12 protein-coding genes are annotated in these 12,139 nt (G+C 35.7%); 3 read left to right on the top strand and 9 right to left on the bottom strand.

Annotation, left to right across the window (positions count from 1 at the left end; translation table 11 throughout):
* Window positions 1-152 precede the first annotated feature (152 nt).
* Together corA and HMPREF9073_RS14045 are read left to right on the top strand one after the other, a co-directional pair.
* The gene (gene corA / locus HMPREF9073_RS14050; RefSeq protein WP_009751151.1) at window positions 153-1,241 is read left to right on the top strand and encodes a magnesium/cobalt transporter CorA; all 1,089 of its coding nucleotides are present in this window, start codon (window positions 153-155) and stop codon (window positions 1,239-1,241) included.
* 31 nt (window positions 1,242-1,272) lie between these two features.
* On the top strand, window positions 1,273-2,424 hold the full coding sequence (locus HMPREF9073_RS14045; RefSeq protein WP_009751150.1) for a class I SAM-dependent methyltransferase: 1,152 nt from the start codon (window positions 1,273-1,275) through the stop codon (window positions 2,422-2,424).
* On the opposite strand, the gene HMPREF9073_RS14040 is transcribed toward HMPREF9073_RS14045, so the two are convergent.
* Window positions 2,372-3,337, bottom strand: coding sequence for a DUF4421 family protein (locus tag HMPREF9073_RS14040; protein ID WP_232212993.1), 966 nt, complete (start codon window positions 3,335-3,337; stop codon window positions 2,372-2,374). The two genes, HMPREF9073_RS14045 and HMPREF9073_RS14040, sit on opposite strands and share 53 nt — an antisense overlap.
* A gap of 46 nt (window positions 3,338-3,383) precedes the next feature.
* Here HMPREF9073_RS14040 and rsmG point away from each other — a divergent pair, with 46 nt between their 5' ends.
* Entirely contained in the window at window positions 3,384-4,001 is a 618-nt protein-coding gene (gene rsmG, locus HMPREF9073_RS14035) for a 16S rRNA (guanine(527)-N(7))-methyltransferase RsmG (protein ID WP_009751148.1), read from the top strand.
* Here the strand turns inward: rsmG and HMPREF9073_RS14030 are convergent.
* The 8 genes from HMPREF9073_RS14030 to HMPREF9073_RS13995 all read right to left on the bottom strand — a co-directional run bounded on the left by HMPREF9073_RS14030 (window position 3,998) and on the right by HMPREF9073_RS13995 (window position 12,125).
* Window positions 3,998-4,705: an SAM-dependent methyltransferase gene (locus HMPREF9073_RS14030; RefSeq protein ID WP_009751147.1), complete on the bottom strand. Its 708-nt coding sequence runs from the start codon at window positions 4,703-4,705 to the stop codon at window positions 3,998-4,000. The genes rsmG and HMPREF9073_RS14030 overlap by 4 nt on opposite strands.
* Complete coding sequence (locus HMPREF9073_RS14025; protein ID WP_034555995.1) at window positions 4,706-5,560, bottom strand: glycosyltransferase family 2 protein; 855 nt, start codon at window positions 5,558-5,560, stop codon at window positions 4,706-4,708.
* A 1-nt stretch (window position 5,561) separates the two neighbouring features.
* Window positions 5,562-6,242 (bottom strand): ABC transporter ATP-binding protein, encoded by a 681-nt coding sequence (locus tag HMPREF9073_RS14020; RefSeq protein ID WP_009751145.1) that lies wholly within the window; start codon window positions 6,240-6,242, stop codon window positions 5,562-5,564.
* A gap of 7 nt (window positions 6,243-6,249) precedes the next feature.
* Window positions 6,250-6,831 carry a non-canonical purine NTP diphosphatase gene (locus HMPREF9073_RS14015; protein ID WP_009751144.1) on the bottom strand — a complete coding sequence of 194 codons (582 nt, stop codon included), beginning with the start codon at window positions 6,829-6,831 and terminating at the stop codon, window positions 6,250-6,252.
* 8 nt (window positions 6,832-6,839) lie between these two features.
* Window positions 6,840-8,660 carry a DUF349 domain-containing protein gene (locus HMPREF9073_RS14010; protein WP_009751143.1) on the bottom strand — a complete coding sequence of 607 codons (1,821 nt, stop codon included), beginning with the start codon at window positions 8,658-8,660 and terminating at the stop codon, window positions 6,840-6,842.
* 126 nt (window positions 8,661-8,786) lie between these two features.
* Window positions 8,787-9,941 carry a cysteine desulfurase family protein gene (locus HMPREF9073_RS14005; RefSeq protein ID WP_009751142.1) on the bottom strand — a complete coding sequence of 385 codons (1,155 nt, stop codon included), beginning with the start codon at window positions 9,939-9,941 and terminating at the stop codon, window positions 8,787-8,789.
* A 20-nt stretch (window positions 9,942-9,961) separates the two neighbouring features.
* Window positions 9,962-10,228, bottom strand: a complete 267-nt coding sequence (locus HMPREF9073_RS14000; RefSeq protein WP_009751141.1) for a DUF6722 family protein — start codon at window positions 10,226-10,228, stop codon at window positions 9,962-9,964.
* A gap of 40 nt (window positions 10,229-10,268) precedes the next feature.
* Complete coding sequence (locus HMPREF9073_RS13995; RefSeq protein ID WP_034555992.1) at window positions 10,269-12,125, bottom strand: SLC13 family permease; 1,857 nt, start codon at window positions 12,123-12,125, stop codon at window positions 10,269-10,271.
* Window positions 12,126-12,139: the final 14 nt, after the last annotated feature.

Raw genomic sequence — 12,139 nt, 5'->3', positions numbered from 1 at the left:
AATAATCAGTATATTAACCATCAATTTAAACAAAAGTAACAAGCATTTATTACGCTTACTAATGCTTTCGTTTTTGTTATAATACTTATACTTTAACTTTAAAATGTTTTAATAAAATATTAATAACCAATATTTTAATATAATAATTATATATGAGTAAAAATATAGTCTCTACTACCAAGAGGAAACGCAAGGCAAATCGCTCCAAAAAGGTAGGTTTGCCTGCCGGTAGTCTGGTGTATTTCGGTAATAAAGAGAAGCCTCTCAATATAGAAGTCTTTGCCTATAACGAGCATTCTTGTGAGGTAAAGAAAGTTTCTTCGGCTGAGGAAGCCCTTAAATTTATAATCGATAGCCGTATCACGTGGGTGAATGTAAACGGCTTAAACAATATCGAGGAAGTAAAAAAGTTAGGTGCTTATACTCATTTAGATAACCTATTTTTGGAAGACGTACTCGATACCGAACACCGACCTAAAGTAGAAATCCTCGATGAACATATTCTTGTGATCATTAAAATGCTGTACTACGGCAAAGATAAGCAACTCATTTCAGAGCACTTAGCATTATTATGGGGCACAAACTACCTCATCACTTTTCAAGAAAGTGAAGACGAAGACGTGTTTGACCCTGTACGCAAACGTTTGCAAAACGCCGATAGTAGTCTACGCAAACGCCCCGCTGACTATTTGCTATTCGGACTCTTAGATGCTATTGTAGACAACTATTTTGTGATTTTGGATAAAGTAAGCGATAAGATTGAAACCATTGAAGATGATATTATTATTCACCCTCGTGAAGATATGATTTCCGAAATCCAGTTGCTGAGAAAGAGTGCTATCTTTTTGCAAAAATCAATTACGCCCTCGCGTGAGGTAGTAAACAAGATAGAGAAAACCCCTCATCATCTTATCGACATCGATACTAAGCATTATTTCCGTGACCTCCACGACCACACGGTGCAAATTGTAGAGACTCTAAGCACTTACCGCGATATTCTATGGGGACTTACTGACACCTATATGGGGGCAATGAGTAACAAGATGAACAACATTATGCGCTTGCTCACCCTTATTTCTACTATCTTTATTCCGCTCACTTTTATTGTGGGGGAATACGGTATGAATTTCAAGTATATGCCTGAATTAGAAGTATGGTGGGCATATCCGTTAGTATGGTTGGTGATGATAGGTATTTCAGTAACAATGATTTTCTACTTCAAACGCAAAAAATGGCTTTGACTTTCATAAAAATGCACTATCTTTGCGCGCTATGAATTTGTTAGACGAGAATGTACAACGCTTTATCAGGGAATACGAGGGGACAACTACAACATTGCTCCTCAAGAAACCTGTGTTCAATGGTATTTCTAACAAAGAATTAGCACAACAGATTGAAGGCAGACGTACAGCAGCTAAAAAACTTCCTTTTTTGCTTACTGCGGAAGGTATATTGTTCCCTCCAACACTTAATTTAGAGCAAACCTCCTCCGATATGACCGCTCAGTACAAGGCACAAGACTTGCACGGAGAACGGTTTTTAGACCTTACTTGTGGATTCGGTATTGATGCATTTTTTCTTTCAGAGAAGTTTAAAGAAGTTACGTTGGTAGAACAAAATAAGGAACTTCTCAGTAAAGTAGAACATAATTGGCAGGTTCTAGGACGCAAGGCCACATTTATAAATGGAAGCGCAGAAGTTTTTTTGAAAGCAACAACAGCACATTACAACCTTATTTATCTCGATCCTGCCCGTAGAGACGCACTCAAACAAAAGAAGTTTCTCTTAGAAGACCTCTCACCTAATATCTTAGAGTTACAGTCCGTACTATTGCAGAAAGCAGATAAAGTACTTACCAAACTTTCACCTATGATAGACATTAGTTATCTGTTGCATACGCTACCCAAGATAACACATATTCATTTGGTAGCCTTGCACAATGAAGTAAAGGAGGTATTGGTAGTACAAGAACCTAAAAAAGAAACGCAAGTACAAATACATTGTGTGAATTTGGAGACTGAAGAGCCTATTTTGCAATTTGCAGAAGAAGTGTTGCATAGTTCTCAAGTGGTGTATAGTGCGCCTAAAAAGTACTTGTATATTCCTAATAATGCTTTGTTGAAATCAGGAGCATTTAACTATATAGCGCAGTATTTTGAGGTAGAGAAGTTGGACGTAAATACTCATCTATACACTTCCGAGCAACTAAAAAAGCCCTTTGCCGGACGTGTTTTGCAGGTAACTCCTATCAATCTTAAAGAGTTAAAAAAAGGTAGTAAATATTGTATTCTCTCTAAAAACTATCCGTTATCGGTAGCAGAAATTAAAAAGAAATACCGTATCGTGGAAGGTGGTAATGAATATCTTATCTTTACCCGTTCCGTTGAGGGGTTGGTCGTACTTTTAGGGAAGGTAATCGAGTGAGAAAGTTTTTTCTTTTGAGGTAAAAATGCTTAGTAAACAATAGTTGTACACTGGGAGTAATCAAGCGAATAGGTTTGCTATCTGTAGGATAAACTGACTTGTTATTAAAAATTCCCGATAAGGCTACAGTCCAATCATCTTTCAGATATACAAACGAAAAGCGTGTCACAGAAGTAGGATAAACCTTAATATTCAGCTGTTGCAGTATGTCCATTTGGTTACCGAAATTCAATCCACCGATAAACGCCCCTGTAAGTAACCAGTGTTTGCCAGCTACCCACGAATAGTCATAGCCCACGTGAAAACCTATTTGGAAATTCTCAAAATCCTCGCTACTCACATTCTCTGTTTTAGCATCAGGCTCTATGCGATGCCAATAGAAACCACTGCCAAAAAGCAAACTCCCCGCCGATTTCACTTGGCATTCACTTTGCTCAAAGGCAGCTCGTGCCGAAAACTTGTCTGCACGCCATACGTAAGTGCTTTCTACACCTATTTGCTGGGTAGAAAGGGTAGGGAAGAGGGTGTAATTCCCTTTACCTCTATCGATATAAAATCCTGTATAGTCTTGATAATAAGCATCTATAAGTATGCGTTTACCGTATTTATGTGCTTGTATATCAATACTGCGAGTTTTTAGGTTTGTTTCATTTTTTAGTCGGAATAAGTTCTGTGCATAAAGTACGTTAAGCCCTAATATCTTGCGCAAACCTATTCCAACTCCTAAACTAAATGGGTAGTTGGGTGAATAAGCCTCTTTCCCTTGCGTAAGTATGAGCATTTTAGTAGGCGTATATGCTCTGAGCCATATTTCTTGCGGATAAGGTTGAATGTAGGTAGTATCGCGCTCTTGTGCAAAGAACGAAAGGCAACCTCCCCACAAAAAAATCAATAATAAGGCTCGTAAATTCATTATAATATATAAAAACGGGTGCAAAAGTAATACATTTTTAGTAACTATGAAAATCATACTCAAATACTTTTCCTCACTTAGTGAGTTGCAACAACAACAATTTGCAGAGCTCAAACCGCTATACGAAAAGTGGAATGCTCAAATAAACGTCATCTCTCGCAAAGATATAGACGATTTCTACGAGCGACACGTGTTGCATAGTTTGGCAATAGCTAAGCGCATTCAGTTCGTTGATGGCACAGTACTATTAGATGTCGGTACTGGTGGAGGCTTTCCTGGCATACCTTTGGCTATAATGTTCCCTAACTGTCAGTTTACATTGGTCGATTCTATCGGAAAGAAAATAAAAGTAGTACAAGAAGTAGTAAAAGTTTTAAGGCTCACCAATGTAAGGGCTATGCAGATAAGAGCCGAAGAACTAAAAGATACTTACGACTTTGTAGTAAGTCGCGCCGTTACTCAAATGAAGGACTTTGTACCTTGGGTAAAAGGAAAGTTCAAGAAGACTTCTAAAAACGACCTCCCCAATGGTATTCTTTACTTAAAAGGTGGTGACCTTACTGAGGAGTTAGCTCCTTTCCCTAAGGCAGAACTGACTGATATCAGTAGTTATTACGAAGAACCTTTCTTCGAGACTAAGAAAATAGTGTATTTACCTTTTTAAGCCCCTATTATAAAGATTGTAGGTCGTTTTTGTATATCAATATTTACTTTTCTCCAAAGATGTATTGGGAGTGTTTTTATTTCTTCAGTAGGAAGTGTAATATCACAAGCTATACATAAAAGAGTATCAGCTTGTAAGTTATCCATAAGGTCATTAAACATTTGTTGGTTACGATAAGGAGTTTCTATAAATAGTTGAGACTGTCCTTCACTTGCTTTGCGTTCTAGGGCTTTCAGTATTTTCTTGCGTTCTTGCTTATCAATAGGTAAATAGCCATTGAAAGCAAAATTTTGTCCATTGAGTCCGCTTGCCATCATTGCTAATAAAAGTGAAGAAGGACCTACTAAGGGGATAACCTTTAATCCTCTTTGATGAGCTATACGCACTATATCAGCACCAGGATCGGCAATACCAGGACAACCAGCTTCCGAGATAATACCTATAGAATTTCCTTCCATACAAGGAGTGAGAAAGTTACTAAAATCACTATTACGCTGGTGCTTATCAATTACAGCAATTTGTAAATCAGCTTGTTTTTTATCTGGTACCATCAATTTGATAAACTTTCTTGCTGATTTTTCATTTTCTACTACAAAATAAGTAAGTGAACGTAGTATATTGCTCACTTGTGCTGGTAATATATCAAGAGCGCTATCTCCTAACAAATTAGGGATTAAGTATATATTTCCTTTTGTTTGTTCCATTTATCTGTTATAAAATTTGCTAAAAATTCCTTTCCAACGATATTGCCTCACCCATTTACCTTCTTCTGCAGAGAGTAAGTAGAGTTGTTTTTCTTGTTTTGCTTTGTAAAAACCTTTGCAATAATCTAAGAAGAGTTTGCCACTACGTTTCTTTACAGCTAATTTTATTGCAGCAAGTAATGTAAGAAGTACACCATATCGCATACGATAAAATACACTTCCTTGTAAATAACGGGCATTGCTTTTATAACCTGCCCCTGTAGGACGAAGATGTTTTACGTGAAGAGTTTCATCAGTTTGTACTATCCATCCGTGATAACGTGCTAACAACTCATCAGCTGTATCCCACCCCATTGCCATTTTTAATCCTCCTATGGCTTTAAAACACGCTTTCCGATATGATTTTACAGCACCTCTCAAATGGTCTTTATTTGTCAGATTTTCAAGTACCCATAAGCCATTTTTCTCAATATAACAAAAGCCTCCAAACATTCCTAACTGAGGATTTTTGCTATATTCTTGCTTCATTACTTCAAGATAATTATTGGGAAAAATAAGGTCAGCATCAAATTTACAAATCACTTCTATGTCTTCTTTTAGATAAGGAAGTCCATAGTTAAAAGTTTGTACAACTTTAGCTCCAGGTAAGTGTTCTCCTTTTTCACCACGTTGTACTAATTGCACTATAGGATACTTAGAAGCAATGTAATTTACTACCTCAGCAGTGTTATCAGTAGAACCATCATCTACTACTATAATTTGAAAAGGAGGATAAGTTTGATTGAGCAGAGAATGCAGTGTAGTACCAATGCTTTCTGCCTCGTTATAAGCAGGGATAACAATTCCGATATTCATTTTACTTAGCACTATCGGTTTCTATAAGTCCGTCTTTTAATCGGATAATACGCTTAGCATACCGTGCAATATCTTCCTCGTGAGTAACCAAGATAACGGTATTTCCTTTTTGGTAGATTTCGTCAAAAAGGTTCATTATTTCATAAGAAGTTTTAGAGTCGAGATTTCCTGTAGGTTCATCTGCTAAAATAATAGAAGGGTGATTTACCAAAGCACGTGCGACAGCCACTCTTTGCCGTTGCCCTCCTGATAACTCATTAGGTTTGTGAAGCATACGATTGTCTAAGCCTACTAATTTCAATACTTCTTTAGCACGCTCGTGTCGTTTTTCTTTCTTAACACCAGCGTATACCATTGGGAGAGCCACATTATCTAAAGCTGTAGTACGTGGCATCAAATTAAAAGTTTGAAATACGAAACCTATTTCTTTATTACGTATATCAGCTAACTCTGAATCACTCATCTTGCTCACATCCTTTCCGTTTAAGATATATTCACCAGAAGTGGGAGTATCTAAGCAGCCTAAGATATTCATTAAGGTAGATTTGCCTGATCCTGATGGTCCCATTAGAGCAACATACTCTCCTTTTTCTATGGAAAGATTGATACCTTTTAGTACGTGTAGTATTTCAGAACCTAATCTAAAATCGCGTTTGATATTTTTAATTTCTAATAAACTCATCTTTTCCTTACTGAATTTTTTGATTTAAAAAATCTAACAACTTTCCAAAAGCTTTTCCACGGTGACTGATACGATTTTTTTCGTCTTGAGTGAGTTCAGCAAAAGTTTTATCAGAGTTTTCAGGAATAAATATAGGGTCATATCCAAAACCATTAGTTCCTATAGGAGTTGTGCTTATATTTCCTTTTGCAATACCCTCAAAAGTATATACAACACCTTCTAAGCACAAGGCTATAACAGTTTTAAATTGAGCTTCTCGACAAGAGATTCCCTCCATATTTTTCAAAAGCAATTGTACATTATCCACATCGCTTTTGTGTTCACCTGCATAACGTGCTGAATATACCCCTGGAGCATTATTTAATGCTTGGACTTCTAACCCTGTATCATCAGCAAAAACATTACAGTGATACTGTTTTTGAACGTATTGTGCTATTAGTAAGGCATTGTCCTCAATGGTAGTAGCTGTTTCAGGAATATCCTCATTACAGCTAATGTCATCCAAACTCAACAATTGAATGTTTGGAGGTAAAAGGGCTTGTATTTCCCTTAATTTATGCTGGTTATGGGTAGCAAATACTAATTTCACAACTAAAACTATTCCTTTTCTTCTGTATTTTCTTGAGCTGTTTCAGCTAATTGTGTTTTTTGTAAATGTTTCAGTTCTCGAAGTTTATTTTCCCACGTTTTAAGAGCCTCTTTTTGATTATTGATGTTCTTAATCACATCACGTACCAATGGATTCTTTTCATCAATATTACCAAAGAAAGCTAAATTATTTTCCAATTGTAATACTTCCGATTTGAGTTCCTCAATACGACGTTTTACAAAAATCACCTCATTGTTGAGAGAATTCTCATTATCATCATTGATAAGTCGTTCCAATTTATTGTTGTACTTAATAATCTCAATTTCTTGTTTATCAAAATTGAGTTTTTTGTACAATGCATCGATTATTTTGTGGAATTTGATATCGATAGTTCTCTTAGAATGATGAGTAGTTCCTAAAGCATTCCATTCATTCACAAAATTTTGTAAGGTTTCTATTTCCCTATCTCTATCAGTGCTTAATTGGTATTCTTTCAGTTTGTCCAAGAAAGCTTTCTTTTGCTCAAGAGCATTATTTTCTTTATTCTTAGAATGTTGGATTGCTTCTGCCAAACGAGTAAAATAGGTGTCACAAGCCTTTTTGAACTCTTTCCAAATTTTTTCGGTATTTCTAAGAGGTACACTTCCTATTTCTTTCCACTCTTTCTGAATATTTTTCATCAATTCAGTAGTAGTTTCCCAGTCAGTGCTATTTTGGTTTGCTTTAGCTATTTCTACTAAAGCTAATTTTTTGGTTAAATTTTCTTGTTGTTCTTTTTTAAGAATTTTGTAGAACTGGTTTTTCTTTTTGTTGAAGCTTCGCAAAGCTACATTAAAAGCTTTCCATACTTCATCAGCTTGTTGCAAAGGTACTTTTCCTACATTTAGGAAGTTTTGGCGCAATTCTTCTACTTGTTTAGAGAGTTGCTTCCAAGCATTATGTGTAGTAGGTTCTTTTTCTCCCAATTTTTTAATACGTTCAATAATGCTTTGTTTTTTCACAGCATTTTCCTCATATATTTTATCTAAATTTTTGAGGTAATATTGGCGTTTGTCGTGTATTTTTTTTGTCAGTTCGCTGAAACGTTGCCATATACTCTCGCGGTGTTCTTTATCCACGGGGCCTATTTCTTCCTTCCAAATACGATGTAGCACTTGTAGCTCACGTGAGGCAAGTAGCGCATCTACATCATCTTGAGCGAGAGCTTCAGCTCGTTGAATGATTTTTAATTTTTCTTCCAAATTGCGTTTGAAGTCAATATCACGTAAATCTTTACTTAGGTGGATATAGTCATAGAAATTTTCTACGTGGTGGTGGTAGGTATTCCACAAGTCTTCATAATCGGCATTAGAAACAGCTCCTGCTTTGCGCCAGCGTTCTTGCAATTGCTGGAATTGTTTAAAAGTTGTGCCTATGTGTTCCTCTGTATTGATAAGGTTCTTTAGCTCTTCTATAATTTCTCGGCGCTTAACAAGGTTTTCCTTATGAGTTTTTTCCATTTCCTTGTAGTACTGATTGCGCTTTTCACGATAGTTATTGAAAGCTGTATAGAACTCCTTATAGATAGGAATTTCATAAGAAAAGTTATGAGGTTCACCTCCATCGGCAATAAACTCTTCTCTTTTCTCTTCTACCAGCGCATCGTACTTTTTATCAAATTCATAGCGGATAGCATCCACTTGTTTTTTAATAGCTTGAGTTTTCTCGGTAAGGAGCAGTTCTTTCAACTCTTTAGTCAATTCACTAAGAGACATTGCTTCATAATTTACAAATGAAGCTTCTTCTAAACGATTGTCCTCTATGGCTAATGTGTTTTTTTCCTCTGACATATCTAAGATTTAAATACAACTATTGTTTAAAAACGCTACTAAATTACAACAATATTTTGAAATACCTACTTTTTTTTGGAAATATTTTTACTTTTAATCTCTACAATAAACATAAGTAGCTTATTATCAGTATTTATTAAGGGAGATTTCTTTAAGATTCTCTATAAAAAAATCTACTTCTTCTATTGTATTAAATGCTGAAAATGAGAAGCGCAACGAAGGATATTGTAGTGCTTCTTTTGGCATAAAAGCCGATAATACGTGTGAAACTTGTACGCTACCACTTTGACAAGCACTTCCTTTTGAGCAGGCAATACCTTTTAGATCTAACTGAAAAAGCAAAGTGTTATCTTGCTGTTGTAATGTAGGAAAGCCTACATTCACTATAGCATAACTACTTTCCTCTAAACTCTCTGATGTCCCGTTGAATACTATCTCAGGAAAATGATGTTTGAGTTGATGTATAAAATATTGTTTCAAGTTTTTGAGTTTTTCAGTATTCTCTTCTAAATTCTTATAACACAAGCTAAAAGCTACTTCCATACCTGCTATATTATGTACAGCTTCTGTACCTGCGCGCAAACCTTTTTCTTGTTCTCCTCCAATAATACTGCCGTGTAAAGCTATACCTTTTCTGATAAAAGCAAAACCCACTCCTTTAGGTCCGTGAAACTTATGAGCTGAAGCTGTGATAAAATCTATAGGAATCTCTTGTAAGTTAATAGGATAATGTCCTACAGATTGTACTGTGTCGGAATGAAAATACGCTCCTTTTTCTTTGCAAAGTGTACCTACTTCTTTCAAAGGTAAAATGTTTCCTATCTCATTATTTAGATGCATCAAACTTACTAATACCTTTTTTTCAGTATATTGATCAAGTAAGTTCTTTAAATGTTGAAGATCTATATCTCCTCTTTCCGTAAGATTCACATAAACTATTTGTATAGGATATTCCTTAGCTAATACTTCCAATGTATGTAGTACAGCGTGATGTTCTATAAGTGAAGAAATAACTACTTGTACGCCTAAATCACGTACGCAACTGTGGAGAATAAAATTATCAGCTTCAGTACCCCCTGAAGTAAAAATAATTTCAGAGGGTAAAGCATTTAGTTCTTTTGCTATTTGCTTGCGACTGTATTCAATAAGTGATTTTGCAGCACGCCCCAAGGCGTGAGTAGATGATGGATTACCATAAGTATTATTCAATACTTCTGTTATTTTTTCTACAACCTCAGGATAAAGGGAAGTAGTAGCCGCATTATCAAAATAGACTTTCATAGTTTTTGAAGGAGAAATTGTTATGCTTTGTTGGAAGTAGTATTATTCCTGTTGTTATTATTATTTTTGCGATAATTTTTATTGCGGTTGTTGTTATTTTTATTTCCTAATCCTTTTTTCTGTTTAGAAAGGAAAAGTCCTACTATAAAAGCTAATATAGCGACTGTAAAAGCACACCAGCAAGCTTCATTACACATAAAAGAAGCGTTAAATAATGGAGCTATTAACAAGCCCGCAAATACGTATTTAGAAACATCTAACAAAAAATCTGAAATTCTTTTTTTCATTCTTTATTTTTAAAATTTTCGGCAAAGATACAACTTTTTATCAAAATGGAAATAATAGTGGTAAAACAAATACCATTACAATCCCCATAATAATTTGTAACGGTAAGCCTACTTTTACATAATCGGAAAATGTATAACGTCCTGCTGACATTACTAAAGCATTGGGTGGAGTAGAAAATGGTGAAGCAAAACACATACTCGCTCCTACAGCTACTGCAAACATAAATGCTTGAGGTTGTAAACCTAATGATAAAGCTGTTTTCATAGCAATAGGTGCTAAAAGAACTGCTGTGGCTGTATTACTAATAAACATCGTCATTAATGAAGTGGTGAAATATACCCCTGCTAATAGTATATATGGACTTTTATCGCCTAAACTTCCTACTAATGCATTAGACACTAAAGCAGATACTCCTGTTTTTTCTAAGGCTAATGCCATTGGCAACATACCTGCTATAAGCACAATACTCTCCCAGTTAATTGTTTTGTAAGCTGCTTCTATATTGCGTAAAGCTCCTGAAATAACCATTAAAAGAGAGGCTATAAGCACAGCTGTTACAGGAGCTATAGGAATAAAATCGAACATCATCGCTACTACCATTGCTACCATTATCAAGGCTGCTATAGGAGCTTTATGAGTGAGGGTTACTTTCGATGCCTCGGCAAGAGGTTGACCTAATACTACTAACTGACTTCTTTCGGCATCTAACTTGGCTATATGATCCCAAGTCCCTTGTACTAATAATATATCACCTGCGTGCATCTTTTCATCTTTCAAGTTCTGTAAAATATAGGTATCCTTACGTTGAATACCTAAGATATTAAGCCCATAGTGCTCACGCAGTTTGCTATCACTAATACGAGTATTTACTAATTTAGAAGCAGGCATTATCAACACTTCAGCTATCCCTATATCGTGAAAGTGTAATTCATTAGGTAAGCGTTGTTCAGGATGGTGTGTATCAAGGAAGTTCAAATGATTTTCGGTATTCATTTGTTCAATTGACTCAAAATCACCTCGTAAATAAAGAATATCTCCTTCATAAATTACAGTATCAGCATTTACAACCTCCTGATTACCTGTTTTAAAGAAAGGGTTATTAGAAGTAGGCTTACGCCTAATTTCTAGTACTGAAATATGATAACGTTGTGAAAGGTTTATTTCTTTAAGTGTCTTTCCTTTGAATAAAGTGTTTTCGCTTACCAATACGCGATATAAGTTCTTAGATAATTGATATTCACCTACTAAGTCACTCAGTGATTTTCCTCCCTTGCCTTTGTCACTTCCTCCTTCTCCTTTTTTAGTTAAAAAGATTTTAGTAATAGGTATCAATATTAACATCCCTACTAATAAACATATCAATCCTACAGGGGTGAATGAGAAAAAAGTGAGTTTGTCATAGCCATTTTTCACTAACTCTCCATCGATTACTAAGTTAGGAGGTGTACCGATAAGCGTCATCATACCGCCCATACTACTTGCAAAAGCCATAGGCATCAGCAACCTACTACTATTGATATTACCACTCATTGCCATACTCACAATAATAGGCATCATCAAGGCTACTGTGCCTGTATTGCTTACAAAAGCTCCAATAAAAGCTGTAACAAGCATCACCAGAACAAGGAGCTTCACCTCACTATCACCAGCTAAACGCAAGATTTTACTACTCATCATCTTTGCTAATCCCGTTTGAAAGATAGCACCTCCTACTACAAAAAGTCCTATCATCATCACCACTACCTTATCCGAAAAACCTGACAAGGCTTGTTCGGGTGTAAGGATACCAAAAAGTACTAAAAGCACTAAGGCGCACATAGCTACCAAATCAGAACGGACTTTACCGCTCATAAAAAACAAGGCTGATATAAAGAGAATGATGAGTGTTGTGTACATAACAAATTAAATGA

Origin of the sequence: Capnocytophaga sp. oral taxon 326 str. F0382 (genome assembly GCF_000318295.1) — a bacterium.
Taxonomy (GTDB): domain Bacteria; phylum Bacteroidota; class Bacteroidia; order Flavobacteriales; family Flavobacteriaceae; genus Capnocytophaga; species Capnocytophaga periodontitidis.
The sequence above is the reverse complement of the archived record's forward strand: the minus strand, read 5'-3'. Positions and strand labels throughout refer to the sequence as shown.